Here is a 24,851-nt window from a genome sequence, read left to right as displayed (position 1 = left end):
CTTGTGACAATTCAAGGCCACCCATGTTTGCTCTGGACCCCTCCTCCACGCAGCACGCTGCATCTGCTCCGAAACCGGTTCCGGCGCTTGCCCCTGCGCCCGCCGCGCCACGCCTGCTGGCCCGCGCAGGCCAGCTCAGCCAGCCCACGGCGCCGATTCCCCCCGACACCAGCAACGAGGACGTGCACCGGCTGTTCAGCGAGCAGCCCCTGCTCGAAACCCTGGCCGTGGTGGCCGACGACCGGCCGCTGGGCCTGATCAACCGCCAGCGCTTCATGGAGCAGTACGCGCGGCCCTTTGCGCGCGACGTGTTCGGCCGCCGCAGCTGCCTGGTATTCACCGACACCGCGCCCATGGTGGTGGCGGCCGGCCTGCCCATCGACCAGCTGGTGCAGCAGGCGCTGGCCAGCGGCAGCCGCGTGCTCAAGGACGGCTTCATCACCGTCGAGGAAGGCCGCTATGCAGGCATAGGCACTGGCCACGCGCTGATGGCCGCCATGTCCGACATCGAGGCCGACAAGACGCGCCAGCTCATGGCCAGCATCGACTACGCCAGCCTGATCCAGCGCTCGCACCTGGTCGAGTCCGACCGCGTGCTGGCCAGCCAGCTGGCCGACCACGGCCTGCTGTGGGAGCCGCGCGACGTGGTGGGCGGCGATGCGTATTTCTTCCGTGCCACACCGCAGGGCCTGCTGGGCTGCATGTTCGACTGCACGGGCCACGGCGTGCCGGGCGCCTTCATGACGCTGATTGCCCTGTCCTTCCTCGAACAGGCCGTGGCGCCTGCAGGTATCGGCACTGGAACCGGCACCGCCATCGACCCCGGCGCCCTGCTGGGCCAGATGAACCGCTACATCAAGCGCGTGCTGCAGCAGCGCACCCGCGACGCCCAGCCGGCCTGGGGCGCACCAGCGGCCCCCGCCGACGGCCTGCCGGCGGAGAAGACCTCCAGCGATGGCCTGGACGCCGCGCTGTTCCTGCAGTCGCCCTGCGGCACGCAACTGCGGTTTGCATCGGCCCGGCTGGACCTGCTGGTGGCGCCGCCCGGCGTGCAGGAGGCGGCCCAGGTGCAGACCCATGCCGGCGACAAGCTGGGCATAGGCTATGCGACCACGCCCGACGACGCGGCCTGGAGCACGCAGGAGCTGGAGGTCGCGCCCGGGTCGCTGCTGATGGTGGCCACCGATGGCGTCATCGACCAATTGGGCGGCCCGCGCCAGATCGCCCACGGCAGAAAGCGCCTGGCGCGCTTCCTGCACGAGCAGCAGGACCGCCCCGCCGCCCAGGCCTGCGCCGAGTTCCGGCAGGCCTTCGCCCAGTGGCAGGGCACGCAGCGCCGGCGCGACGATGTGTCTCTGCTGGTCTGGCGCAACCAGGCCCTGCAGCCCGCCACCTGCGTGCAAGGCCAGCCATGAGCCCGGCCGAATTCGCTCAGCTGCGCGCCCAGGCCGAGCACAACGGCCTGCTGCTGTACTACGCGGGCACCTTCAACCCCAATGTGATCCAGGCGGCGGCCGACACGCTCAAGAGCCGCCTGGCCAGCGAGGACGGATCGAGCAGCGCCAAGCGCAAGCTGTTTTCCACCTTCATCGAGATGGCGCAGAACGTGCTGCACTACGCAGCGCCCCTGCCTGCGGCCGACACCGGCCCCCGCCAGGCGCTCAGCGCGCCCGTGCCACAGGGCGCCATCGGCGTGGGCCGTATCGATGCGCAGACCTGTGCCCAAGAGGCAGGGCCCGATCAGGCGCCTGCCTGCTTCTGGATCGCCTGCAGCAACGCCGTGCGCAGCGAGCATGTGCCGCGCCTGGCCGCCAAGCTGGACGCCGTGCGCGCCATGAGCCACCCCGAGATCAAGGCCGCCTACAAGGCCCAGCTGCACAACACGGACCACGGCACCAGCGACGACATCAGCCGGGGCGCGGGCCTGGGCTGGCTGACCATTGCGCGCGATGCCTCGGCACCGCTGCAGTACCACATCGCCACGGGAGAGGACGCCGCCGAGACCGCGCCCCATGCCGTATTCCACGTCAAGGCGCTGATCTGAACGCCGGGCGTCCTTCAACGAACCGACCTGCCGCCATGCAAGCATTGAAATCCGAACGCACCTCCGTCACGCCCGAAGTGGTCTTCTCGCCGGCCGAGCAGCTTCTGCGCATCGAAGGCGAGTGCTATCCCGAAAACCCCCTGCCCTTCTTCAACCCCATCCTGTCCATGCTGGGCCGGTATTTCGAGGCGAGCCAGCCCCCTCGCTTCGTGGCCGAGATGAAGCTGCAGTACATCAACAGCGCCTCCACCATGGGCCTGCGCTCGCTGTTCGCGCTGCTGGACCAGGCCGGGCAAAAGGGCACGGACATCCGCGTGGTCTGGGCCTTTGACGAGGAGGACGACGCCATCGAGGAACTGGGCGCCGACCTGGTGGAGGACTTCGCCAACCTGGTGCTGGAGCGACAGCCCTACAGCAACTGAGGGCAGGCCTGCTCCGCCCTGGCCTTCAGGCCAGCGGCTTGCCCATGAGCACCGTGGTCAGGCCGCAGTCCCATTCCTCGTCGGGATAGGTGTCCAGCGTGGCATATCCCTGCGCCGTGTAAAAGCCCAGGGCCTGGGTGTTGAAGCTGTCGGTCTCCAGCCGCACCTGGGCGTGGCCGTCGGCGCGCATGGCCTGCTCCGCGTGGGCCAGCAGCGCACGGCCCACGCCGCGCCCCTGCCAGGCCGGCAGCACATGCAGGGCGCCGATGAAGTCATCCACGCGGTCCACGAAGCCTGCCACCACGCCATCGCACTCGGCCACCCAGAACAGGTGGCCGCGCGACTGCACGTACTGCGCGGTGCGGCCCGAGCCGCGGAACCGCGCATCCTTGTCCGCCGTCAGTTGCGGCTTCCAGGTGCTGTCGTAGGTGGCCCAGAGCACGGCGTTCAGGGCCGGAAGGTCATCGGGCCGCGAGGGCCGAAGCGAGAAGGTGTCTGTCATGTCGCTGGCAAGGTTCAGGCCTGGCGCAGCCGGTCCACCTCGGCATGCAGGTCCTGGGCCCAGACGCGGCGGTCGCGGCCATCGGCCGTCTGCGGCTGGCCATAGTGGACGGCGGCGACCAGGTCGTCGGCGCACAGCGTGCGCCAGATGGAGCCCAGCAGGGTTTCATCGCCCTCGTAGCTGGGCGCGTGGCTGATCTGGCCGGTGGCGCCGTCGATGAAGCGCAGGCCCACGGGCAGCACGGGCGCACCGATCTGCACGGCCGCCTGCAGCAAATTGGCATGGAAGGGCAGCAGCTTGCGGCCGTCGCCCGTCGTGCCTTCGGGGAAGATGGCCAGGATCTCGCGGCGCTGCAGGGATTCCTCCATGCTCTGCACCATGCGCCGGGCATCGCGGCGCGAGGTGCGCTCGATGTACAGCGTGCCCGCCGCCGTGGCCAGCGTGCCGATCAGCGGCCAGCCCTTGACGTCGGACTTGGAGATGAAGCGGCAATGCCGCGCCGCATGCAGCACGGGAATGTCGAGCCAGGAAATATGGTTGCTGACCATGAGCACGGGGCCCTGGCTCGGCGGCTCGCCCTGGATCTCCAGGCGCACGCCCGCATGGGCCAGCAACTGCAGGGCCCAGGCCTGCACATGGGCGTGCTGGCGCTCCTCGGGCAGCTGCGGAAAGCGCAGGGCCACGATCCACAGCCCCTTGCACACATGGCCGAACAGGCGCGCTGCGCGCAGCGTGGCGCGCCCTCCATTACGCAAGCGTTTCATTTCAGCCATTCAGCGCGTTTGGCAACGCCCATGCACGTGAAACAGGCACGCTCCATCTCAGGGACACCGAGGAAGGGCCGCCCCGCACCGAGGGTGTCGTCCCCCTCCCTCGCGTAGCGAGTAGAGAGGGGGAAGTCGCGAAGCGACTCAGGGGGCGCTTCATTTCAGCGGCGTTCGAATGCCACGCGGCCATCGACCAGGGTGCAGCGCACACGGGCCGGCAGTTCGTAGCCGCCGAAGGGCGTGCTCTTGCCCTGGCTGGCCAGCTCCTGGGGCTTGACCGTCCAGGCCGCCTGCGGATCGACGATGCACAGGTCGGCCACGCCGCCCTCGGCCAGCCGGCCCAGCTGCCCCTGCAGCTCGCCCAGCGCCGATCCCAGCACCTGCACGGGCGATGCCGTGATGGCGGCCAGCGCACGGTTCAAAGGCACGCCACCGTCCTGCGACCACTTGACGGCCAGCGACAGCAGCAGCTCCACGCCCGTGGCGCCGGGCTCGGCCTCGGCAAAGGGCAGGACCTTGGCATCCTCATCGACGGGCGTGTGGTCGGAGACCAGGGCGTCGATGGTGCCGTCGGCCAGCGCGGCAGACAGCGCATCGCGGTCGCGCTGCTGGCGCAGCGGCGGCGTGACGCGGGCGCTGCTGTCGAAGTAGCCGATATCGGTATCGGTCAGGTGCAGCGAGTTGATGGACACGTCGGCCGTGACCTGCAGGCCTTCGGCCTTGGCACGGCGCACCAGTTCCACGCCTGCGGCGCTGGACAGGCGGCACAGGTGCACGCGCGCCTGGGTGCCGCGCATCAGCTCGAAGATGGTGTGCAGGGCAATCGTCTCGGCCGCCACGGGCACGCCGGACAGGCCCATGCGCGTGGCCAGCGGGCCGCTGGCGGCCACGCCCTTGCCCAGGTACAGCTCCTGCGGGCGCAGCCACACGGTGTAGCCGTAGGTGGCAGCATACGCCAGGGCGCGCTGCAGAGTCTGGGTGCTGGTCATGGGCACCTCGGCCTGGCCGAAGCCGATGCAGCCGGACTCGGTCAGCTCGGCCATTTCGGTCAGCACCTCGCCCTTGAGGCCCAGCGTCAGCGCGCCCAGCGGGAACAGGCGCGACTGGTGCAGCTTCTCGGCGCGGAACTTGAGCATCTCCACCAGGCCCTGCTCGTCGAGCACGGGATCGGTATCAGGCGGGCAGACCAGGCTGGTCACGCCACCGGCCACCGAGGCGGCCATCTCGGACTGCAGCATGCCTTCGTGCTCGTGGCCGGGCTCGCGCAGGCGCACGGCCAGATCGACCAGGCCCGGCAGCACCCAGCAGCCGGCCGCATCGATCTCGCGTTCTGCGGCAAATCCCTCGGGCGCCTTGCCGATGGCCAGCACCTTGCCGCAGTCGATGGCCACGTCGGCCTGCTGGTCCAGGCCCCGTGCCGGGTCCATCACTCGGCCGTTGCGGATGAGTATCTTCATGGTTTGCTACCCCGTAGACCGCAGGCGGCGCATGGGCTGCGGCCTGCGGCGATCAAAAACATATGCGTGTGTGGAGGCTCAGGCTTCGTTGCCGGCCACTATCGACATGACGGCCATGCGCACGGCGATGCCGAACGAGACCTGCGACAGGATCACGGCCTGCGGGCCATCGACCACTTCGGAGTCGATCTCCACGCCGCGGTTGATGGGTCCCGGGTGCATGACGATGGCGTCCGGCTTGGCCAGGCGCAGCTTCTCGGCCGTGAGGCCGAAGCTCTTGAAGTATTCCTGGCTGGACGGCAGCAGGGCGCCGCTCATGCGCTCGTTCTGCAGGCGCAGCATGATGATCACGTCGCAGTCCCGGATGCCCTCTTCCAGCGTGTGGAAGACGCGCACGCCCATCTGCGCCAGGTCCGGCGGCACCAGGGTGCGCGGGCCGACGACGCGCACTTCGGCCGCGCCCAGCGTGGTCAGCGCATGGATGTCGGAGCGCGCCACCCGCGAATGCAGCACATCGCCCACGATGGCCACGCGCAGGTTGGCGAAGTCCTTCTTGTAGTGGCGGATGGTGTACATGTCCAGCAGCCCCTGCGTGGGGTGGGCGTGGCGGCCGTCGCCGGCATTGACCACGTGGACATGGGGCGCCACATGCTGGGCGATGAGGTAGGGCGCACCCGACTCGCTGTGGCGCACGACGAAGATGTCGGCGGCCATGGCCGAGAGGTTGGCGATGGTGTCCAGCAGCGACTCGCCCTTGCTGGCCGAGCTGCGCGCGATGTCCAGGTTGAACACGTCGGCCGACAGGCGCTTGGCCGCGATCTCGAACGTGGTGCGCGTGCGCGTGCTGTTCTCGAAGAACAGGTTGAACACGCTCTTGCCGCGCAGCAGCGGCACCTTCTTGACCTCGCGGTCATTGACGCTGACGAAGTTGGCCGCCGTGTCCAGGATGTGGGTCAGGATGTCCTTGGACAGTCCTTCGGTGGACAGCAGGTGGATCAGTTCGCCGTTCTTGTTGAGCTGGGGATTGCGCTTGTACAGCACGGTCAGGCCTCTTGGATGCGGAATTGGAAGACGCCGGCGTCATCGCGCGCCAGCGACAGCAGGCGGTCGGCCGGCAGCGCGATGCGCGCGGCGGCGAAGTCGGCCTGGAAGGGCAGCTCGCGCCCGCCCCGGTCCACCAGCACCGCCAGGCGCACGCAGGCCGGGCGGCCGTAGTCATAGAGTTCGTTGAGCACGGCACGCACGGTGCGGCCGGTGTAGAGCACGTCGTCCAGCACCAGGATGTCGGCGCCGTTGACGTCAAAGTCGATCTGCGTCTGGGCGCTGGTGGCCATGCCGCGCTGCGCGAAGTCGTCGCGGTGCAGGGCCGAGGACAGCACGCTGGGGTTGCCGGGCAGGTTCAGGTCCTTGTGCAGCCGCTCCACCAGCCAGGCGCCGCCCGAGGTGATGCCGGCCAGGCGGGTTTCAGGCCCCATGAGGCTGCGCACGCCGCGCAGCAGTTCGCGGTACAGGGCCTCGGCGTCCAGCACCAGGCTGCCGGCTCCCGCAATGGATTCACTCATGGAAGACTCCTCAAAAACTGTTCAAGAATGATGCAGGCCGAGGCCGCATCGGCATCCCTTGCGCCACCGGCCAGGGCCTCGGTGGTGCTGTAGCGCTCGTCCACCTCGTAGACAGGCAGGCCGAAGCGGCTCTTGAGCTGGCGGCCGAACTTCTTCGCCCGCGCCGTGTTCTCGTGCGCGTTGCCGTCGGGGTGGTAGGGCACGCCGATGACCAGGGCATCGGGCTGCCACTCCTTGATGCGCTCGCCGGCCTGGGCCAGGCGGGCCTCGCCGGCCTCGGCGCGGATGGTGGGCAGCGGGTTGGCCGAGCGCAGCAGGCGCGTGCCCACGGCGCAGCCCGTGCGCTTGGCCCCGAAATCGAAGGCCACGAAACTCTGGAAATGGGAGGGAACGACGGGCGGCACGGCCGTGCCGGCTGCCGCTGCTGCCTGGGGCTCGGGAGCGGGCAGGCTCATGCGCGCCCCGCTTCGGGCGAGATCATCCAGCGCTGCAGGCCCAGCAGGCCCAGGGCGCGGTCATAGCGGTCGTCGACCGGGGTATCGAAGATGACGTTGGCGTCGGCGCCCACCGTGAGCCAGGCGTTTTCGGCCAGCTCCGACTCCAGCTGGCCCTCGCCCCAGGAGGCATAGCCCAGGGTGACCAGCAGGCGCTTGGGGCCTGCGCCATCGGACAGGGCTTCGAGCACGTCCTTGGAGGTGGTCATCTCCAGGCCGCCGGGAATGGTCATGGTCGAGGCGTAGGCGGACTCGTCGTCGGGCGCGCCTTCGATCACCATGGGATCGTGCAGCACGAAGCCGCGATCGGTCTGTACGGGCCCGCCGTTGAAGACGCGGTTGCCGCGAAGGTCCTCGCGGCCCAGGGCCAGATCCACCTTTTCCAGCAGGCCTTCCAGCGTAAGCTGCGAGGGCTTGTTGATAATCAGACCGAGCGCACCGCGCTCGCTGTGTTCGCACAGGTAGATCACACTGCGCGAGAACGCTTCGTCTTCCAGGCCAGGCATGGCAATCAGGAAGTGGTGCGTCAGATTGATAGGCGCAGTTTCAGCAGACATAACGACGGATTTTACCGGCGATCCATGCCACCTTCTTACCCTGTGGGCTTGGTCTGGCTGCGGCGCGACCTGCGCCTGTCCGACCATGCCGCCCTCTACCATGCGCTGCGCCAGTGCCGGCAGGTGCATTGCGTGTTCATCTTCGACGACGACATCCTCGCCCCCCTGCCCCGTGCCGACCGGCGCGTGGAGTTCATCTGCCAGAGCCTGGCGGGCCTGGACGAGGCGCTGCGCGAGGCATCGGGCCGCGCCGACACCGGCCTCATCGTGCGCCGCGGCCGGCCCGCTGAGCAGATCCCGGCCCTGGCCAGGCAGCTCGGCGCCCAGGCCGTGTTCTGCAACTGGGACGACGAGCCCGACGCACTGGCCCGCGACGCCCGCGTGCGCCAGGCCCTGGCCGCCGAGGGCGTGGCCCTGCACAGCTTCAAGGACCACATGGTCTTTGCGCGCGACGAGGTGCTGACCCAGGCCGGCGCGCCGTTCTCGGTGTTCACGCCGTACAAGAACGCCTGGCTGCGCCAGGTCACGCCGTTCTTCCTGTCCGCCTACCCCAGCGAGCGCGACCTGCCCGAGCGCCTGGCCCCGCGCCCCGAAGGCGAGCGCCGCCCCGTGCCCACCGCAGCCGACCTGGGCTTCGAAGCCGGCACGCTGGACGGCCTGCGCCTGCCCACGGGCTGCGCTGGCGCCGAGGAACTGCTGGCCGACTTCCTGCCGCGCCTGCCGCGCTACAGGCAGGCGCGCGACTTTCCCGCCGTCAAGGGCCCCAGCTACCTGAGCGTGCACCTGCGCTTTGGCACGGTCTCCATCCGCCGCCTGGCAAGGCTGGCCTGGGAGCAGGCGCAGCAGCAGCCGCACGACAGCGAGGGCGCCGCCACCTGGCTGTCCGAGCTGATCTGGCGCGACTTCTATTTCCAGATCCTGGCCCACCATCCGCACGTGGTGCACGCCAGCTTCAAGCCCGCCTACGACGCCATCGTGTGGGATACCGGCCCCGAGGCCGATGCGCTGTACGCCGCCTGGTGCGAGGGCCGCACCGGCTATCCGCTGGTCGATGCCGCCATGCGCCAGCTCAACACCACGGGCTACATGCACAACCGGCTGCGCATGGTGGCGGCCAGCTTTCTGGTCAAGGATCTGGGCATAGACTGGCGCCGGGGCGAAGCCTGGTTTGCGCGCCAGCTCAACGACTTCGACCTGGCGGCCAACAACGGCGGCTGGCAGTGGGCGGCCTCCACGGGCTGCGACGCCCAGCCCTGGTTCCGCATCTTCAACCCCATCACGCAAAGCCAGAAGTTCGATGCCGACGCGCGCTTCATCGAGCGCTACGTGCCCGAACTGGCCCGCCTGCCCGCCGCGCTGCGCCACGCACCCTGGCAGGCCCGGCCGCTGGAGCTGGCCGAGGCCGGCGTGGTGCTGGGCACGGACTATCCCCATCCCGTGGTGGACCACGCAGCCGCGCGCGAGCGCACGCTGGCCCGCTACGGCGTGGTCAAGCAGGCGGGCTGAAGGAAGCCGGTGCAAAGACACCGGAGCCAAGAAAAAAGGAGCAGCGCTGGCTGCTCCTTTTTTGCGGGGCGAGGGCTGGCCGCCGAGGCTCAGGCCTCTTCGCCCAGCACCTGCGTCTCCGTCTGCAGTGACAGCGGCGCAGGCTGGGTGCTGCTCCCTTGCAGGGAATAGTGCTGGATCAGGCCCAGCAGCTCCTCGTCCGAGTAGGGCTTGCCCAGGTAGTGGTTGGCGCCCAGCTGGCGCGCCATCTCGCGGTGCTTCTGGGCGATGCGCGAGGTGATCATGACCACGGGCAGGTCGCGCAGGGCCTCGTCGGCGCGGATGTTGCGCAGCAGGTCGAAACCGTCCATGCGCGGCATCTCGATGTCGGACAGCACCAGGGTCGGGCGCTCCTCGGCCAGGCGTTCCATGGCCTGCAGGCCGTCGGCCGCCAGGGCCACGCGGTAGCCTTCGCGCTGCAGCAGGCGCTGGGTGACGCGGCGCACGGTGATGGAGTCGTCCACCACCAGCACCAGCGGCACCGAGACCGGTCCCGCGCTGGCCGGCACGGCTTCGCCGTCGCCCTGGCCGGCGGCACGCTCGGCCTCTTCGGTCCGGGCGCGCACCTCGTCGCCATAGACGTTGGCCAACGCCACAGGGTTGTAGATCTGCACCACGGCGCCCGAGGCCAGCACCGACATGCCGGTCAGGCCGGGCAGGCGGGCCAGCTGGGGGCCGAGGTTCTTGATCACCACTTCCTGGTTGCCCAGCACTTCGTCCACGTGCAGCGCAATGCGCTGCGACGCGCTGCGCAGGATGACCACGGGCCGGGTGCGGCCCACGGTTTCCTCGCTGCGCAGGGAGGACTGCCACAGCGCGCCCGCCCAGTAGAAAGGCAGGGTCTCGCCGCCATCTTCAAAGCCGTGGCTGGCATAGGCCTGCTGCAGCAGATCCAAGGGCGCACGGCGCACGATTTCCACCAGGCTGGCCGGCACGCCGACCAGCAGCCGGCCCGCGCGCAGCATGACCACCTGGGTGACGGCCGTGGTCAGCGGCAGCACGAGGCGGAAGGCACTGCCCCGGCCCGCTTCGCTGTGGGTCTCGATGCGGCCGCCCAGCGCGTTGACCTCGGAGCGCACCACGTCCATGCCGATGCCCCGGCCGGCCACGCCGGTCACCTCGGTGGCGGTGGTGAAGCCGGGCTCGAAGATCAGGCGGCCGGCGTCCTGCTCCGTCAGCGTCTGGTCCTCGGGCCACAGGCCCTGGGCCACGGCCTTGTCGCGGATGCGCTGCAGGTTCAGGCCGGCGCCATCGTCCTCCACCGACAGCGCCACGTCGTTGCGCTCCTGGCTCAGGATGATTTCGATGGTGCCCATGGCCGGCTTGCCGGCAGCGGTGCGCTGCTCGGGCGGCTCGATGCCGTGGGCCACGCAGTTGCGCAGCAGGTGCTCGAAGGCCGGCATCATGCGGTCCAGCATGCCCCGGTCCATTTCAATGGTGCCGCCGAGGATGTTCAGCCGCACCTGCTTGCCCATTTCCTTGGAGGTCTGGCGGACCACGGCATACAGGCGCTCGGCCAGGGAGTCGAACTCCACCATGCGCGTGCGCAGCAGGTCGCGCTGCAGCTCGCGCGCCTGGCGGCCCTGGGCGACCAGGTCGTCCTCGGCGCCCGCCATGTCGCGCTGCAGGTTGCGCTGCACGGTGGCCACGTCGTTGACCGACTCGGCCATCATGCGCGTGAGTTCCTGCACCCGCGTGAAGCGGTCGAACTCCAGCGGGTCGAAGCCGGCCGCCGAGTCCTTGGACAGGGCCAGGCGCGACTGCATCTGGCTCTCGGCCTGGACCTCGATGTCGCGCAGCTGCATGCGCAGGCGCTCCAGGTTGCCGGCCAGCTCGTCCAGCGAGCCACGGGCCTGGGCAAGGCGCGCATCGACACGCGAGCGCGCAATCAGCACCTCGCCGGCCTGGCTGATCAGGCGGTCCAGCAACTGGGCGCGCACGCGCACCGTCTGGTGGGCGCCCGCACGCAGCGGCGCGGTGACAGGAGCCGGCTGTGCGTCGGCTGGCGCCGGGGATGCGCCAGCGCCCGAGGCGTCGGAGGCCGTGGCGTCAGAAGACACCGCAGAGGCGGCAGGCTCGGCCTGGTCCGGCCCATCGGCCAGGCCCAGCGGCCCATCCTGCACCTGTTCGCCCGCAACGCGCAGCACGTCGAAGCCGGCCTGCAATGCGTCGAAGTTGCCCAGCAAGGGCTCGATCTGCTCGGCCGTGGGAGATTCGCTGTCGACCCGCTCGACGGCGGATTCCAGCCGATGGGCCATTTCGCCCAGGCGCATGGCGCCAGCCAGCCGGGCACTGCCCTTGAGGGTGTGCAGGGCGCGCAGCGTTTCGTGGCGCGCCTCGTCCAGGGAAGGCCGGCCATGCCAGCGACGCAGCGCAGCGCCCAGGCGGGGCAGCAGCTCGATGGCCTCTTCCTCGAAGATGGGGAACAGGTCGGGGTCCACCTCGTCCAGGGCGTCTATGTCGTCGTCCAGGTCGTTGCCCACGGCCACCGCATGGGCGATGGCCTCATCGATGCGGCGCTGCAGCTCGGCTTCCTGGCGTGCGTCGTTGACCAGGGGGCGCATGGAATAGGCCAGCGGCGCCACGTCCTGTGCCTGGGCCTGCGCATGGGCGCCGGCGTCGAGCACGGCATCCGTGCCAGGCTGCGGCAACGGCTCCGGCAGCAGCGCATCGAGCCGGCTGTCCGGAGCGTCCGCGACTTCGATATCCAGCGCCAGCAGTGCCTGCAGGGCTTCTTCCACGCCCGGCTGGGGTGTCTTGAGGAAGCCGGCCGCGAACTGGTGCAGCAGGCGCTGCACCTCGTCGGAAGCCGCAATGCAGGCGGCGACCTGCTCAGGCGTGCCGCAGCGCTGCGGCTGCAGATGGGCCAGCGCATGCTCCAGCAGGCGCGCCAGGTCCGACAAGGCCTTGAAGCCCACGGTGGCCGAGCTGCCGGCCAGCGAATGCGCGAAGGCGATGGCGTCATCGGGCACGGGCTCGCCGGGCTCGGTCGCCCATTGCTGCAGCGACAGGTCCAGGCGGCGCGACCATTCGTCGGCCTCGTTGAGATAGACGTTGTACAGCGGCGCGCTGATGCGCAGGCCGTCCACGACCTTGAAGCCATCGGCATCGACGCCGGACGGCTCCTGTGCGCCGGACTCCTCAGCCACCGCAGGCGCCTCATCGGCCACGGATTCGGCATGCAGCTCCTGCGGGGTTTCCGCCTCGGAAGCTTCTACGGCTTCGATGGCCTCGGCAGGTGCGGCTGCCGGAGTCAGGTCCAGATCCAGCCCCTCGAAAGGCGCCAGCGGCACGGCGGCGTGCGGAGCCTGCTCTTCGGCTTCAACTTCGGCTTCGGCTTCGACTTCGACTTCGACTTCGCCTACAGCTTCTGCGCCTGCTTCTGCTTCTGCTTGCAGCTCGGGCAGCGCGTCGGCATGTGCCTCGGGCACGGTCTCTGTGCCGGGCAGCGCGGGCTGGTCGCCCGAGACAACGGCCAGGGCTTCCTGCTCGCTGTCGCGCATGGCCGCCTCGAAGGCGGCGAAGTCCAGCTCCTCCACCGCGTCGGTGGCCAGCGCGGCGGGTGCCTCGGCGGTCTCCGGCTGCGTTGAACCCTGCGACTGTTCGGGCACGGCCGCTGCAGGCTGGGGGTCCAGGTCCAGCAGACCGAAGTCCAGCGCGATGTCCAGGTCACCGGCGGTCCCGGCGGTCTCGTCAGGCACGGCCGGCTCGGGGGCTTCCCGCTGCTCGGCCTGCAGCTGCTGCTCCACTGCGGCGAAGGGCTCCACCGGCGCCTCGACCGCGGCAGGCTCGGCCTGCGTGCGGCGGTCGGCGCGCGGCACCAGGGCCACGTCGGCGCGCACGCCTTCCAGGCGCATGGCATCGGCTGCGGCGCGGAAGGGCGTGGCCAGCCAGGCATCGGCCTGCTGGCGCTCGATGGCCGAAGCCCAGGCGCCAAAGGCGCGCAGCGCGTCGCTGGCCAGCTCCTGCATGGGCTGGGGCATGGGCTTTTGCTCGGCCAGCCAGGCATTGAGCATTTGCTCCATGGCCCAGCCGGCTTCGCCGAATTCATCCAGGCCGACCATGCGCGAGCTGCCCTTGAGCGTATGGAAGGCGCGGCGCAGCGTGGTCTGCTCGCTGAGGTTGCCGGGCTCATCGGCCAGGGTGCGCAGCGCCTGCAGGCCGTTGTCCACGACCTCGCGGGCCTCTTCCAGGAAGATGCTCAGGATTTCGTCGTCGGAATCATCTTCCGAGACGGTCAGACCGGCCAGCGGGGGAACGGGTTCAGGCAAGGGTTCGGGCTGAGCCGTGGCGGCAGCGGCAGCAGGGCCGGGCACCGGTTCGGCCGCTTCAGCCACGTCAGCTGCTTGAGCCGCTTGAGCCGCTTCGGCGGGTATCTCGAGCGCCTTGGCGAATTGCGCCAGTTCGGCATCGTCGGCCAGCGCTTGCTGCCCGGCGGCAGTCGCCTGCGGTAGGGGCTCGGGCACAAGGTCCACGGAGGGTGGCGGCGGCGCCGGCACCGACGGTGCTGCCGCAGCAGGTTCGGCAGGCAGGTCGTGTGCAGTCTCGGCGGGCTGGATCTGGGGCACGGGCAGCGGCTGGGCCACGGCAACGGCTTCGCGCTGCGGCGGCACGGCGGCGGTGTCCAGGGCCGGCAGCTGCTCGGGCGCCTTGCCCGCGTCGTCGGCGCGGTGGCCACGGCGGCCCATCAGGATGCGCAGGCCGCCTTCGGCCTCGTCATAGACAAAGAGCTTGCGCGCCATGCTGCGCTGGTAGCTCAGCATGTCGATCAGGAAACCCATGGCGCCCAGGCTGTTGCCCAGCTTGTCGAAGACCTGGGCCCGTTCTGACTCGGCGATCTCGCCCAATACCAGCCGCTCCACGGTTTCGCGCATGCGCTGCATGGCCTGGGTGGCCTGGTCCAGACCCAGCACGGACAGCACGCCGCGCATCTGCGCCATCTGGCCAGACACCGGCGCCAGCACGGTGGCATCGGCGGGGTTGCGGAAATACTGGTCCAGGTGCCGCTCGGCCTCGGCCAGCGTGGCACGCAACTCCCCCACGACCGAGCCCATGGTCTGGTGGTCGCTGGCCTGACGGTACAGCTCCTCCATCCACGGCTCCAGCGGACGCGCGGGCGCGCCCTGCAGGGATTCCTCCAGGCGCTGTACCAGGTTGGCGGATTGCTCGGCCAGTTCCTCGTCGCCCATGTCCATGGTGGCAAAGGCCGCCTGCAGATAGAGCACGGAGGTGGCCACTTCCATGGCCAGTTCCGCCGGCGGCGGCTCGCCGATGCGGGCCACGGTTTCGGCCACCTTGATCAGCATGCGCGCCAGGCCATGGCTGGCCGGGTGCAGCTTGACCAGGGATTCGGCCACCTGGGCGAACTGGTCCACCACGATCTTGGTGCGCGCACGGTCGCCGCCTGCCAGGGCGGACCAGGTCTCCGCCGCCGTGGTGATGCGCTTGCGCGCCTGCACCAGCACGGCCGGGTCGTAGCGGCCAAAGCGGGTCTGCTGGTAGTCCACCTGCGGCTGGGCCTGCATGCCATAGGCCTGGCGCACGGCCTGCAGGGCAGCGCCGGCCTGCTCGGCCGGGCGCGCCTGAGCGCAGAAGAACAGCAGGTCCTGCAGCAGGCGCGCAGGCGGCGTGCGGTCGCCCTTGGCCATGGCCGCGTACTGCAGCAGCACGCGCGAGGCCATGCGTTTCACATAGAGGTCGACAACGATCAGGCCGCGCGACTGCGCGTCGAAGAAGCCAGCGGCCACCTTCCAGAAGCTGCGTGCAGTGACATCCTCGGTCTGGGCCACGGCAAAGCGCAGGCACAGGTCACGCATCTGGGCGGCGGCCTCGCGGTCATCGCTCTTGACCATGCGCAGCACCACGCCGTCGAGCAGGGCACGGGCATCGGGCCCGTAGGCCAGCGGCTCGGCCTGGCGCGCCCATTCGGGCTCGCGCGCGCGGCGCTCGGCAGGCCACAGATCGGCCGGATGCACCTTGTCGTTGCCGGCCAGCGCCTGGGTGTCGCGGTATTGGGGAAACAGGGCCACGGCCGAGACGGTCTTGCCGGCCAGCACGGTTTCCAGGTATTCGATCAGGGCAAAGCTGGCGCGCTCCAGCGTGGCGGCAGCCTGGTCGGTGCACAGCTCGGGGCGCTGCACGAAGCGCTGCACGGCGCTTTCCATGCCGCGCAGCACCAGGGCCGGAGAGCCCAGGCCCACCATTTCGAGGGCGCCGCAGGCCTGGTGCAGCTGCTGGCGGGCGATGCGCAGGGCCGAGGTGTCAAGCTCCTCAAGGTCCGAGGCGCGCGCCGCATCGGCATCGCGCACGAAACGCGCCACGGCCTTGCTCGCGCCTTCCAGCGACTTGCGCAGCTCATCGAGCACCCAGGCCAGCGGGCCCAGGTCCTGTTCGGTGTGCGCGGCCTGCGCCGCGCCCGTTTGCGATTCGTCAACCACTGACATGGACAGTTCCCCAAGCCCCTAGGGCCTGTGCATAGCTATGTTGGACCGGGTCAGGCAATCTTGAAACGCGCCACCGACTGGCGCAGTTCCTCGGCCATGTGCGAGAGTTCGCGCACCTGCTGCGCCGTGGTGCGCGTGCCTTCGCCCGTCTGCTCCGTCACCGCGAAAATGTGCTGGATGTTCTCGGCCACGTCGTTGGCCAGGACGGCCTCGCGCGAGGTGGACGAGGAGATCAGCTCGATCAGCTCGGCCAGGTGGCGCGACACGGTATCGATCTCGGTCAGCGCGGTACCTGCGGAGTCGGACAGTCGCGCCCCCTCGACCACACCCTGGGTGGAGCGCTCCATGGCGGCCACGGCATCCTGGGTGTCGGTCTGAATCGCCTTCACCAGCGCCGCGATCTGGCGCGTCGCATCTGCCGAGCGCTCAGCCAGGCGCTGCACTTCTTCGGCCACCACCGAGAAGCCGCGACCGGCTTCACCGGCCGATGCGGCCTGGATGGCGGCGTTCAGCGCCAGCACGTTGGTCTGCTCGGTAATGTCGGAAATCAGCTCGGTGATTTCACCGATCTCCTGCGAGGATTCGCCCAGCCGCTTGATGCGCTTGGAGGTTTCCTGGATCTGGTCGCGGATGGAGTTCATGCCGCCGATGGCGTTCTGCACGGCCTTCAGGCCCAGGTCCGCAGCTTCCAGCGACTGGCGCGCCACCTGGGCAGATTCCTGCGCCTGGGTCGAGACCTCGTTGATGCGGCCTGCCATGTCCAGCACGGAGCGGCCGGTTTCGCGGATCTCGCGAAGCTGTTCGGTCGACGCGGCCAGCAGTTCGGTGGAGTTGGCATCCACCTCGGCCGTGGTCTGTGCCACGCGCGTTGCCGTGTTCTGCACGCTGCCCACCAGGGCGCGCAGCTCTTCCACCGTGTAGTTCACCGAGTCGGCGATGGCGCCGGTGATGTCCTCGGTCACGGTCGCTTCCTGCGTCAGATCGCCTTCGGCCACCGATTGCAGTTCGTTCATCAGACGCAAAATCGCGGCCTGGTTGGCATCGTTGATGCGCTTGGCTTCATGCTCCTGCACGCGGGACTCTTCCTGGCGGCGTTCGGCCGCTTCCTGGCGCAGACGGCTGTCGAGCAGCTGCACGCGGGACAGGCCCACGCCGCACAGCAGCACCAGCACGGTGGCCAGCGCCAGCAGGCCCATGGGCAGCGAGCCGATGCCGGCGCCGCTTTGCAGCTTGTTCTGCAGGTCTTCCAGATGGCGGCGCAGCGGTTCGCTGTCGGCGTTGATGGCGGTCTGGGCTTCGCGGGCGGACACCAGGCCCTGCAGGTTGCCCAAAATGGCGCTGGCCTCGCTGCGGGTCTCTTCGTAGAGCTTGATCAGCGCCTCGATCTGCTCGCGGGTCTGGGCATCGCGCGTGGGAGGCAGGCGCAGTTCGCTGCTGCCGCTCAGCAGGCTTTCGGAGATTTCCTTGAACGAGTTCAAGTCCTTGCCCAGCAGGAACACGGCCTCGGGGCTCACGCCTTCGGCGGTCTGGAATTCGTTGGCCGACTTGCCGATACGCTGGGTCAGCATCACGAGCTGGCCGGCAGCGGAGATTTCCGCCGGGCTGGCGCCCTGCTGCAGCTTCAGCGAGGAGATGGTTTCGGCGATCTCCAGCAGGTCCGAGGACTGCCGGTTGATGGTGCGCAGCGCGTCGCCGACCTGGGTCAGGATCTGCTTTTGGTCCATCACCACCTTGGCGCTTTGCTCGGCGCGCTCCATCAGCGGCGTGATCTGGGCCAGTTCGTCGGCATAGGCGCCGCCCAGCGGGCGCACGCCCATGGAGTCGTCGCCCGAGGCAATGGCGCGCACGTTGCGCGCCAGCACGCCGGAGCTGTCCTGCACGTCCACAAAGGAGGATGCCGCGCCCGTCAGCGCCTGCGAGACCGACTTGGCCAGACGCTGCGACTGCATCAGCGCCTGGCCGGTGGCGGCCAGCTGCTGCGCCGAGCCGTCGGCCTGGCGCAGGGCCCAGGCCGCCGCCAGCACCAGGGCCAGCACCGACACACCCAGCAAGGTGGACAGCGTGCGCTGGTGGCGCGCGGCAGGCGCGCGGCCCAGCAGCGGCAGGGCCACCATGTCGTGGTCAACGGCTGCGCCGCCGTCGCGGCCCGGCATGGCGTCGGGGGCGCCCTGCACGGTCAGTGACGCATCGAGTGCGTACATATCCTGGGAGACGGTGTCTCCGAGCATGCTGTTGTCCGCACCGGAGCCGGCGTCGGCCGGCTTGCGTTGGAAGCGATTTGCAAGACGTTGCAAGAATGACATGGGACGACCTTCAGAAACTCAGGCGCGAATGCTCAGAAACTCGGAGGTTTGGGACAGGCGCTGCAGTTGCAGCTCCTGCCAGCGGTGGCCCGCTTCATCGATATGCACGGGGCCGAAAAAGGCGGGAGAGTGCTCGGGCGCAGGCTCGGTGCGCACGAATGCGTCGGCGCTGCGCAGGCCCTGCAGGCGGTCCACGAGCAGGGCCGCATTCACTTCCAGCGCGGCATTGAACGCCAGCAGGCTGGACTCGGCCAGCGCCGGTTCGCTGCGTGTCACGCCGTGGCCCAGCAGGCTGGCCAGGTCGATCACGCCGGCCAGGGTGCCGCGCAGGTTGGCAATGCCCAGGAACCAGGGCTTTGTATAGGGCACAGGCTGCACGCCGGCCCAGGGAAAGATCTCGCCGGACTGGCCCAGCGGCATCAGGTAGTTGCGCCCGCCGGCCTGGACGGCCAGCCAGGCCGCCACCTTGACGCCTTCGCTGCGTGCGGCCTGAAGGCGGCCAGCCAGACGGGACTGCAGATCGCGCAGTGCTTCACGGTTCGCCATGGGCAGCGCACCAGATCAGTTCAGCGCCGCGATCTTGGCCTGCAGCTCGTCTGCATCCACAGGCTTGGTGATGTAGTCCCGCGCACCCTGGCGCATGCCCCAGACCCGGTCGGTCTCCTGGTTCTTGCTGGTGCACATGATGATGGGCAGGTCGGCGTACAGCGGGTCGCGCGTGATGGCACGCGTCAGTTGAAAGCCGTTCTGGCCGGGCATGACCACGTCCATCAGGATCAGGTCGGGACGGTCTTCGGCCAGGCTGCGCATGGCCTCTTCGCCATTCTCGGCCGTGCGTACCTGCAGGCCCTGCTTTTGCAGCATGTCGGACAGAAACATCAGTTCGGTCTTGGAGTCGTCCACGACCAGGACTTTGCGGATGGGCATCAAAGTGCTCCTATGGTTTGCTTGCCGAACTGCTCCACGGCCTGCAGCAGCTGGTCTTTGGTGAAGGGTTTCGTGAGGTAGTCCTGGCAGCCCACCATGCGCCCGCGCGCCTTGTCGAATACGCCGTCCTTGGACGAGAGCATGACCACAGGCGTGTCAGCAAAGCGCGCGTTGCGCTTGATGATGGCGCAGGTCTGGTAGCCGTCCAGCTTGGGCATGAGGATGTCGCAGAAGATCAGCTGGGGCTGGTAGTCGTTGACCTTGGACAGTGCGTCGAAGCCGTCGTCGGCCAGGAGCACTTCGTGCCCGCCCTGCTTGAGGAAGATTTCTGCGCTGCGGCGGATGGTATTGCTGTCATCCACCACGAGTACGCGCAAGGGTGCGCCCGATGTCGTCACTGAGAAACCTCCCGGAAATGTATGAGTCGGCGCGGGTGGTCCCGCGCTCAGATTTCGACCATCTCAAAGTCTTCTTTACGTGCTCCGCACTCGGGACAGGTCCAGTTCATGGGCACGTCTTCCCAACGCGTCTGGGGTGCGATGCCATGCTCGGGGCAGCCTTGCGCCTCGTCATAGATCCACCCGCAGATCAAGCACATCCAAGTTTTGGGGTCGGTCACAGCTTAAAGGGCCTTCACATAGAATGCAACGATTGTATCTAGTCACAACCACCCGCCACGGCCTTCGCTGGCGGGGCGCACACTGGGCTGAGCCATGGCATTGAACCCCTCCAACTCCCCCAGTCCCGACACCGAGCCGATGGACGAAACCGCGCCCGTCTGCGTGCTGGTCTTCAACGCCAGCGACCCCAGCGGGGCGGGCGGCCTGTCGGCCGATATCGCCACCATCGCCTCGGTCGGCGGCCATCCGCTGCCCGTGGTCACGGGTGCCTACGCACGCGATTCGGCCAAGATCTTCGAGCATTTTCCCTTTGACGACGAGGCCGTGGCCGAGCAGGCGCGCGCCGTGCTGGAGGACATTCCCGTGTCCGCCATCAAGGTCGGTTTCGTGGGCAGCCCGGGCAACCTGGCAGCGATTGCCGAGATCGCCTCCGACTACCCCGACATCCCCATCGTCTGTTACATGCCCGACCTGTCGTGGTGGGAGGAAGACCCGCTCGACCAGTACATGGACGCCCTCAAGGAACTTGTTCTTCCGCAAACGTCTGTGTTGGTTGGAAGCCACAGTACGCTGTCGCGCTGGCTGCTGCCCGACTGGACCAACAGCCGCAGCCCCACGGCGCGCGACATCGCCATGGCGGCCGAGGCCCTGGAAGTGCCCTACGTGCTGGTCACCGGCATTCCCCTGCCCGACCAGTTCGTGGACAACGTGCTGGCCACGGCGCAGTCGGTGCTGGGCAACAGCAAGTACGAGATGTTCGACGCCACCTTCACCGGCTCGGGCGACACCCTGTCGGCCGCGCTGACGGCCCTGGTGGCCAGCGGCAACGACCTGGGGCTGGCCACGCAGGAGGCGCTGGAGTACCTGGACCGCAGCCTGGACAGCGGCTTTCGCCCCGGCATGGGCCACTACATCCCGGACCGCATGTTCTGGGCCCAGCCCGAGCCCGAGGATGAAGACGCCGAGGCCGCCGCCGAGCCCCTCGCCGAACTGGACCCCGACACCCAGGCCATCGAAGGCTTCGTGATGCCCCCTCATGACACCAAGCATTGAGGCAGGCCGCCGCCTGAGCGGGTGCGCGGCCGGCACAGGCCCTTGGCTTGGCACCTCTGGCTTGTACCCCGCACATGGCAGACTCCTGCACTATGACCACTGACCTGAATATTCCCCTGTTCGAACGCGCCAAGGCCGTGATCCCCGGCGGCGTGAATTCGCCCGTGCGCGCCTTCAACGCCGTGGGCGGCACGCCGCGCTTCGTGCGCCGTGCCCAGGGCGCGCATTTCTGGGACGAGAACGCCCAGCAGTTCACCGACTACATCGGCTCCTGGGGTCCGATGATCCTGGGCCACGGCCACCCCGAGGTGATGGCCGCCGTGCAGGCCGCCGCGCTGGAAGGCTTCTCCTTCGGCGCCCCCACGGAGCGCGAGGTGGTGCTGGCCGAGAAGATCCTCTCGCTCATGCCCTCCATGGACATGGTGCGCATGGTCAGCTCGGGCACCGAGGCCGGCATGAGCGCGCTGCGCCTGGCGCGCGGCTTCACGGGCCGCAACAAGATCATCAAGTTCAACGGCTGCTACCACGGCCATGCCGACGCCCTGCTGGTCAAGGCCGGCTCGGGCCTGGCGACCTTTGGCGCCTCCTCCTCGGCCGGCGTGCCGCAGGACGTGGTCAAGGACACCGTGGTGCTGGAATACAACGACGTGGGCCAGCTCGAGGAGGCCTTCGCCCAGTTCGGCGATCAGATCGCCGGCGTGATCATGGAGCCCATTGCCGGCAACATGAACTTCGTGCGCGCCAGCGTGCCCTTCACGCGCCGCATCCGCGAACTCACGCGCGAGCATGGCGCGCTGATGGTCTACGACGAGGTGATGACCGGCTTTCGCGTGGCCCTGGGCAGCGCCCAGAGCCTGTACGCCCAGCAGATCGAAGGCTTTGCGCCCGACATCACCGTGCTGGGCAAGGTCATCGGCGGCGGCATGCCCATGGCGGCCTTCGGCGCGCGCCGCGAGATCATGGAAAAGCTCTCGCCCCTGGGCCCGGTCTACCAGGCAGGCACCCTGTCGGGCAACCCCATTGCCACGGCCTGCGGCCTCAAGACGCTGGAGCTGATCAGCGAGCCGGGCTTCCACGACGCCCTGCACGCGAAGACCGGCCGCCTGATGGCCGGCTTCAAGGCCGAGGCCGACGCCGCCGGCGTGCCCTTCAGCGTGGACCACCAGGGCGGCCTGTTCGGCTTCTACCTGCTGCCCGAGCTGCCCAGCACCTGGACCGAGGTCATGAAGACCGATGGCGCACGCTTCAACCGCTTCTTCCACGGCATGCTGGAGCGCGGCCACTACTTCGCACCCGCCCTGTACGAGGCCGGCTTCGTGAGCGCCGCGCACACGGACGAGGACATCGACAAGACCATCGAAGCCGCGCGCGAAGTGTTCAAGACGCTCTGACGCTGGCCCGTACCTGCCGATCGAGCCCGCCCTTGCGGGCTCTTTTCACGTCAGGGCCGAAGAAAAGCCTGGCGCGCCTGTTCGACCTCATCGCGCACGGCACAGCCCTGCGCATGGTCGTTGACCAGGCCCATGGCCTGCATGAACGAGTAGACAGTCGTAGGCCCCACGAACTTCCAACCGAGCTTCTTCAGCTCCTTGGACAGCGCCCGGGACTCGGCCGTCTCCGACACAGGCCCCGAAGCCTGCACAGGCTCCGGCGCATGGCGCCAGAAGAAGGCCGACAGCGAGCCTTGCGCCTCCACCATCTCCAGCGCCCGCTGCGCGTTGTTGATCACGGCCTCGATCTTGCCGCGATGCCGCACGATGCCCGCATCGCCCAGCAGCCGCAGCACGTCGTCTTCGGTGAAGCGCGCGACCTGGTGGAAGTCGAAGCCCGCAAAGGCCGCGCGGAAGTTCTCGCGCTTGTTGAGGATGGTCAGCCAGCTCAGGCCGGACTGGAAGCCTTCTAGGCTGAGCTTCTCGAACAGGCGCCGGTCGTCGGTGACGGGAAAGCCCCATTCACGGTCGTGGTAGGCCAGGTAGCTGTCCGTGGCCGCGCACCAGTGGCAGCGCGGCCGGCCGTCGGGGGCGGTGAACAGGCGGGACATGGTCAGGATTTCCCGGGTTCGGGAGAAGGGAGGGACAGCAGCCAGGCCGCCATCTGCAGGGATTGCGCCGTATCGATGTGCGGGTGGCGCGGCATGATGGCGCGGCCCCATTCGCCGGCCCCGCCCTCGCGGATCTTGCGCGCCAGGTAGTCGGCGGCATCTTCGCGGGCCCGGTAGCGCTCGGCGATCTGCTGGAAGGACGGGCCCACGTAGTGGCGCACCAGGCCGTGGCAGCGCAGGCAGTCATTGCCTTCCACCAGGGCCTTGCCGGCGGCCAGCTGCGCGTCGGCTGTCACGGCAGCGGCGGCCGGGGCCGCATTGGCCGCCGCCGTGGTGGCCCCGACAGCCGGCCCGCGCATGATGCGCCAGCCGATGTTGAAGACACCCAGAGCCACCAGCAGCATGAAGACCACGAGCGCCCAGCCCAGCCAGCGGGGCCGGTGGGGGGCGTCGTCGCCCTCGTCGTCTGCGTCAGGAGGCAGTTGGCCGGCCATCAGTGGCGGAAGTGGCGCACGCCGGTGAAGACCATGGCGACGCCGCGCTCGTTGGCGGCGTCAATGACTTCCTGGTCGCGCATGGAGCCGCCGGGCTGGGCCACGCAGGTGGCGCCTGCGTCAACGACCACGTCCAGGCCGTCGCGGAAGGGGAAGAAGGCATCGCTGGCCACGACCGTGCCCTGCAGGCTCAGCTTGGCGGCCTCGGCCTTGATGGAGGCGATGCGCGCCGAGTCCAGGCGGCTCATCTGGCCTGCGCCCACGCCCATGGTCATGCCGTTCTTGCAGAACACGATGGCATTGCTCTTGACGTACTTGGCGACCTTCCAGGCGAACAGCAGGTCCTGCAGTTCTTCGGGCGTAGGCTGCTTGACGGTGACGACCTTGAGGTCGGCCAGGGCCAGCTCATGGTTGTCGGCGGTCTGCAGCAGCAGGCCCGAGCCGACGCGCTTGGCGTCCATGGCGTTGCGGCCCTGGTCCCAGGAGCGCTCGCCGCCGGCCGGCAGGGCGATCTTCATCAGGCGCACATTGACCTTGGGCTTGAAGATTTCCAGCGCCTCGGCCGTGAAGTCGGGGGCCATCAGCACCTCGACGAACTGCTTGACCACGGCCTCGGCCGCTGCCTTGTCCACCGTGCGGTTGAAGGCGATGATGCCGCCGAAGGCGCTGGTGGGGTCGGTCTGGAAGGCCTTGGCATAGGCTTCGTGCGCGTCCTTGCCCACGGCCACGCCGCAGGGGTTGGCGTGCTTGACGATCACGCAGGCAGGCTGCTCGAAGCTCTTGACGCATTCCCAGGCGGCGTCGGCGTCGGCGATGTTGTTGTACGACAGCTCCTTGCCCTGCAGCTGCTCGCCCGTGACCAGGGAGCCGGGAGCCGGATACAGGTCGCGGTACAGGGCGGCCTGCTGGTGGCTGTTTTCGCCGTAGCGCAGGTCCTGCACCTTGGTGAAGTGGCCGTTGCTCTGGCCGGGGAAGGGGCTGCGCTCGGGCACGTAGGCTTCGGAGAGCTTGTCGTCCTCGAACTTCACGCTGGACAGGTAGTCGCTGATGGCGCCGTCGTACTGGGCAATGCGGTTGAAGGCGGCCACGGACAGCGCAAAGCGCAGCTTGTCGGACAGCTTTCCATTGGCCTTGAGTTCGGCCAGCACGGCCTCGTACTGGCCGGCATCGGTGATCACGCCCACGTCGGCCCAGTTCTTGGCGGCAGAGCGCACCATGGCCGGGCCGCCGATGTCGATGTTCTCGATGGCGTCGGCCAGCGTGCAGCCGGCCTTGGCCACGGTGGCCTCGAAGGGGTAGAGGTTCACCACCAGCAGGTCGATGGTGTCGATGCCGTGCTCCTTGAGGGCCGCCATGTGGGCGGGCAGCTCGCGGCGCGCCAGCAGGCCGCCGTGGACCTTGGGGTGCAGGGTCTTGACGCGGCCGTCCAGCATCTCGGGGAACTGGGTGACTTCGGCCACCTCGGTCACGGGCAGGCCGGCCTCGGCCAGCAGCTTGGCGGTGCCGCCGGTGGACAGCAGCTTGATGCCCAGGGCGTGCAGGCCTTGGGCGAATTCGACAATACCGGTCTTGTCAGAGACGGAGAGCAGGGCGTTCATGGGCGTCGGTGCAGGGAGTTTG

At 68.9% G+C, this 24,851-nt stretch carries 22 protein-coding genes; 6 read left to right on the top strand and 16 right to left on the bottom strand.

Features of this window, described 5'->3' with window-relative positions:
• Positions 1 to 23 precede the first annotated feature (23 nt).
• Genes ACF8ME_RS18965 through ACF8ME_RS18955 form a run of 3 tightly spaced genes read left to right on the top strand, consistent with a single transcriptional unit; the run spans position 24 to position 2,466 of the window.
• A complete protein-coding gene (locus ACF8ME_RS18965) occupies positions 24 to 1,415 on the top strand; it encodes a SpoIIE family protein phosphatase (RefSeq protein ID WP_392417799.1) in 1,392 nt (463 codons plus the stop codon).
• Entirely contained in the window at positions 1,412 to 2,044 is a 633-nt protein-coding gene (locus ACF8ME_RS18960; protein ID WP_392417797.1) for a DUF6272 family protein, read from the top strand. Before ACF8ME_RS18965 ends, ACF8ME_RS18960 begins: the two co-directional genes overlap by 4 nt.
• 35 nt (positions 2,045 to 2,079) lie before the next feature.
• Positions 2,080 to 2,466: a DUF1987 domain-containing protein gene (locus tag ACF8ME_RS18955; RefSeq protein ID WP_016447926.1), complete on the top strand. Its 387-nt coding sequence runs from the start codon at positions 2,080 to 2,082 to the stop codon at positions 2,464 to 2,466.
• A 25-nt stretch (positions 2,467 to 2,491) separates the two neighbouring features.
• Here the strand turns inward: ACF8ME_RS18955 and ACF8ME_RS18950 are convergent, their stop codons facing one another.
• The 7 genes from ACF8ME_RS18950 to ACF8ME_RS18920 all read right to left on the bottom strand — a co-directional run bounded on the left by ACF8ME_RS18950 (position 2,492) and on the right by ACF8ME_RS18920 (position 7,805).
• The gene (locus ACF8ME_RS18950; RefSeq protein ID WP_392417795.1) at positions 2,492 to 2,968 is read right to left on the bottom strand and encodes a GNAT family N-acetyltransferase; all 477 of its coding nucleotides are present in this window, start codon (positions 2,966 to 2,968) and stop codon (positions 2,492 to 2,494) included.
• A gap of 14 nt (positions 2,969 to 2,982) precedes the next feature.
• Positions 2,983 to 3,732 carry a 1-acyl-sn-glycerol-3-phosphate acyltransferase gene (locus ACF8ME_RS18945; RefSeq protein ID WP_074922782.1) on the bottom strand — a complete coding sequence of 250 codons (750 nt, stop codon included), beginning with the start codon at positions 3,730 to 3,732 and terminating at the stop codon, positions 2,983 to 2,985.
• A 164-nt stretch (positions 3,733 to 3,896) separates the two neighbouring features.
• Complete coding sequence (locus tag ACF8ME_RS18940) at positions 3,897 to 5,192, bottom strand: dihydroorotase (RefSeq protein ID WP_392417793.1); 1,296 nt, start codon at positions 5,190 to 5,192, stop codon at positions 3,897 to 3,899.
• Between the two features lie 78 nt (positions 5,193 to 5,270).
• Positions 5,271 to 6,233, bottom strand: a complete 963-nt coding sequence (locus ACF8ME_RS18935; protein ID WP_012203510.1) for an aspartate carbamoyltransferase catalytic subunit — start codon at positions 6,231 to 6,233, stop codon at positions 5,271 to 5,273.
• 2 nt (positions 6,234 to 6,235) lie between these two features.
• A complete protein-coding gene (gene pyrR / locus ACF8ME_RS18930; protein ID WP_013804027.1) occupies positions 6,236 to 6,754 on the bottom strand; it encodes a bifunctional pyr operon transcriptional regulator/uracil phosphoribosyltransferase PyrR in 519 nt (172 codons plus the stop codon).
• Complete coding sequence (ruvX, locus tag ACF8ME_RS18925) at positions 6,751 to 7,209, bottom strand: Holliday junction resolvase RuvX (protein ID WP_392405929.1); 459 nt, start codon at positions 7,207 to 7,209, stop codon at positions 6,751 to 6,753. Before ruvX ends, pyrR begins: the two co-directional genes overlap by 4 nt.
• On the bottom strand, positions 7,206 to 7,805 hold the full coding sequence (locus tag ACF8ME_RS18920) for a YqgE/AlgH family protein (protein ID WP_012203507.1): 600 nt from the start codon (positions 7,803 to 7,805) through the stop codon (positions 7,206 to 7,208). Before ACF8ME_RS18920 ends, ruvX begins: the two co-directional genes overlap by 4 nt.
• Positions 7,806 to 7,829: 24 nt before the next feature.
• Between ACF8ME_RS18920 and ACF8ME_RS18915 the strand changes: the two genes are divergently transcribed.
• Positions 7,830 to 9,311 carry a cryptochrome/photolyase family protein gene (locus tag ACF8ME_RS18915; RefSeq protein WP_392417791.1) on the top strand — a complete coding sequence of 494 codons (1,482 nt, stop codon included), beginning with the start codon at positions 7,830 to 7,832 and terminating at the stop codon, positions 9,309 to 9,311.
• An 89-nt stretch (positions 9,312 to 9,400) separates the two neighbouring features.
• On the opposite strand, the gene ACF8ME_RS18910 is transcribed toward ACF8ME_RS18915, so the two are convergent.
• The 6 genes from ACF8ME_RS18910 to ACF8ME_RS18885 are packed head-to-tail and all read right to left on the bottom strand — an operon-like array spanning position 9,401 to position 19,621.
• The gene (locus ACF8ME_RS18910; RefSeq protein ID WP_392417789.1) at positions 9,401 to 15,793 is read right to left on the bottom strand and encodes an Hpt domain-containing protein; all 6,393 of its coding nucleotides are present in this window, start codon (positions 15,791 to 15,793) and stop codon (positions 9,401 to 9,403) included.
• Positions 15,794 to 15,843: 50 nt separating this feature from the next.
• Positions 15,844 to 18,096, bottom strand: coding sequence for a methyl-accepting chemotaxis protein (locus ACF8ME_RS18905; RefSeq protein ID WP_016447934.1), 2,253 nt, complete (start codon positions 18,094 to 18,096; stop codon positions 15,844 to 15,846).
• 18 nt (positions 18,097 to 18,114) lie between these two features.
• Positions 18,115 to 18,642 (bottom strand): chemotaxis protein CheW, encoded by a 528-nt coding sequence (locus ACF8ME_RS18900; protein WP_016447935.1) that lies wholly within the window; start codon positions 18,640 to 18,642, stop codon positions 18,115 to 18,117.
• Between the two features lie 15 nt (positions 18,643 to 18,657).
• A complete protein-coding gene (locus ACF8ME_RS18895) occupies positions 18,658 to 19,023 on the bottom strand; it encodes a PleD family two-component system response regulator (protein ID WP_016447936.1) in 366 nt (121 codons plus the stop codon).
• The gene (locus ACF8ME_RS18890) at positions 19,023 to 19,421 is read right to left on the bottom strand and encodes a PleD family two-component system response regulator (protein ID WP_016447937.1); all 399 of its coding nucleotides are present in this window, start codon (positions 19,419 to 19,421) and stop codon (positions 19,023 to 19,025) included. Before ACF8ME_RS18890 ends, ACF8ME_RS18895 begins: the two co-directional genes overlap by 1 nt.
• A gap of 47 nt (positions 19,422 to 19,468) precedes the next feature.
• On the bottom strand, positions 19,469 to 19,621 hold the full coding sequence (locus tag ACF8ME_RS18885) for a rubredoxin (RefSeq protein WP_017406135.1): 153 nt from the start codon (positions 19,619 to 19,621) through the stop codon (positions 19,469 to 19,471).
• A gap of 115 nt (positions 19,622 to 19,736) precedes the next feature.
• Here ACF8ME_RS18885 and ACF8ME_RS18880 point away from each other — a divergent pair, with 115 nt between their 5' ends.
• Entirely contained in the window at positions 19,737 to 20,696 is a 960-nt protein-coding gene (locus tag ACF8ME_RS18880; protein ID WP_016453190.1) for a bifunctional hydroxymethylpyrimidine kinase/phosphomethylpyrimidine kinase, read from the top strand.
• Positions 20,697 to 20,770: 74 nt separating this feature from the next.
• Positions 20,771 to 22,087 carry a glutamate-1-semialdehyde 2,1-aminomutase gene (gene hemL / locus ACF8ME_RS18875; RefSeq protein WP_392417788.1) on the top strand — a complete coding sequence of 439 codons (1,317 nt, stop codon included), beginning with the start codon at positions 20,771 to 20,773 and terminating at the stop codon, positions 22,085 to 22,087.
• Between the two features lie 50 nt (positions 22,088 to 22,137).
• Here the strand turns inward: hemL and ACF8ME_RS18870 are convergent, their stop codons facing one another.
• Genes ACF8ME_RS18870 through purH form a run of 3 tightly spaced genes read right to left on the bottom strand, consistent with a single transcriptional unit; the run spans position 22,138 to position 24,829 of the window.
• Positions 22,138 to 22,737, bottom strand: coding sequence for a DNA-3-methyladenine glycosylase I (locus ACF8ME_RS18870; RefSeq protein ID WP_016453188.1), 600 nt, complete (start codon positions 22,735 to 22,737; stop codon positions 22,138 to 22,140).
• A gap of 2 nt (positions 22,738 to 22,739) precedes the next feature.
• Entirely contained in the window at positions 22,740 to 23,231 is a 492-nt protein-coding gene (locus tag ACF8ME_RS18865) for a c-type cytochrome (protein ID WP_392417786.1), read from the bottom strand.
• Positions 23,231 to 24,829, bottom strand: a complete 1,599-nt coding sequence (gene purH / locus ACF8ME_RS18860) for a bifunctional phosphoribosylaminoimidazolecarboxamide formyltransferase/IMP cyclohydrolase (RefSeq protein WP_392417784.1) — start codon at positions 24,827 to 24,829, stop codon at positions 23,231 to 23,233. The genes ACF8ME_RS18865 and purH overlap by 1 nt, the downstream gene beginning before the upstream one ends.
• Positions 24,830 to 24,851: the final 22 nt, after the last annotated feature.

Source organism: Delftia sp. WSY_7, from assembly GCF_043104845.1.
Taxonomy (GTDB): domain Bacteria; phylum Pseudomonadota; class Gammaproteobacteria; order Burkholderiales; family Burkholderiaceae_C; genus Comamonas; species Comamonas tsuruhatensis.
Note: the sequence above shows the minus strand (reverse complement) of the source record. Positions and strands in the feature narration are given on the sequence as shown.

Excerpts from the sequence above, each read along its gene's own strand:
- ACF8ME_RS18965 (WP_392417799.1), top strand. The coding sequence starts at position 24 with ATGTTTGCTCTGGACCCCTCCTCCACGCAGCACGCTGCATCTGCTCCG.
- ACF8ME_RS18960 (WP_392417797.1), top strand. The coding sequence starts at position 1,412 with ATGAGCCCGGCCGAATTCGCTCAGCTGCGCGCCCAGGCCGAGCACAAC.
- ACF8ME_RS18955 (WP_016447926.1), top strand. The coding sequence starts at position 2,080 with ATGCAAGCATTGAAATCCGAACGCACCTCCGTCACGCCCGAAGTGGTC.
- ACF8ME_RS18950 (WP_392417795.1), bottom strand. The coding sequence starts at position 2,968 with ATGACAGACACCTTCTCGCTTCGGCCCTCGCGGCCCGATGACCTTCCG.
- ACF8ME_RS18945 (WP_074922782.1), bottom strand. The coding sequence starts at position 3,732 with ATGAAACGCTTGCGTAATGGAGGGCGCGCCACGCTGCGCGCAGCGCGC.
- ACF8ME_RS18940 (WP_392417793.1), bottom strand. The coding sequence starts at position 5,192 with ATGAAGATACTCATCCGCAACGGCCGAGTGATGGACCCGGCACGGGGC.
- pyrR (WP_013804027.1), bottom strand. The coding sequence starts at position 6,754 with ATGAGTGAATCCATTGCGGGAGCCGGCAGCCTGGTGCTGGACGCCGAG.
- ruvX (WP_392405929.1), bottom strand. The coding sequence starts at position 7,209 with ATGAGCCTGCCCGCTCCCGAGCCCCAGGCAGCAGCGGCAGCCGGCACG.
- ACF8ME_RS18920 (WP_012203507.1), bottom strand. The coding sequence starts at position 7,805 with ATGTCTGCTGAAACTGCGCCTATCAATCTGACGCACCACTTCCTGATT.
- ACF8ME_RS18915 (WP_392417791.1), top strand. The coding sequence starts at position 7,830 with ATGCCACCTTCTTACCCTGTGGGCTTGGTCTGGCTGCGGCGCGACCTG.
- ACF8ME_RS18910 (WP_392417789.1), bottom strand. The coding sequence starts at position 15,793 with ATGTCAGTGGTTGACGAATCGCAAACGGGCGCGGCGCAGGCCGCGCAC.
- ACF8ME_RS18905 (WP_016447934.1), bottom strand. The coding sequence starts at position 18,096 with ATGTCATTCTTGCAACGTCTTGCAAATCGCTTCCAACGCAAGCCGGCC.
- ACF8ME_RS18900 (WP_016447935.1), bottom strand. The coding sequence starts at position 18,642 with ATGGCGAACCGTGAAGCACTGCGCGATCTGCAGTCCCGTCTGGCTGGC.
- ACF8ME_RS18895 (WP_016447936.1), bottom strand. The coding sequence starts at position 19,023 with ATGCCCATCCGCAAAGTCCTGGTCGTGGACGACTCCAAGACCGAACTG.
- ACF8ME_RS18885 (WP_017406135.1), bottom strand. The coding sequence starts at position 19,621 with ATGTGCTTGATCTGCGGGTGGATCTATGACGAGGCGCAAGGCTGCCCC.
- ACF8ME_RS18880 (WP_016453190.1), top strand. The coding sequence starts at position 19,737 with ATGGCATTGAACCCCTCCAACTCCCCCAGTCCCGACACCGAGCCGATG.
- hemL (WP_392417788.1), top strand. The coding sequence starts at position 20,771 with ATGGCAGACTCCTGCACTATGACCACTGACCTGAATATTCCCCTGTTC.
- ACF8ME_RS18870 (WP_016453188.1), bottom strand. The coding sequence starts at position 22,737 with ATGTCCCGCCTGTTCACCGCCCCCGACGGCCGGCCGCGCTGCCACTGG.
- ACF8ME_RS18865 (WP_392417786.1), bottom strand. The coding sequence starts at position 23,231 with ATGGCCGGCCAACTGCCTCCTGACGCAGACGACGAGGGCGACGACGCC.
- purH (WP_392417784.1), bottom strand. The coding sequence starts at position 24,829 with ATGAACGCCCTGCTCTCCGTCTCTGACAAGACCGGTATTGTCGAATTC.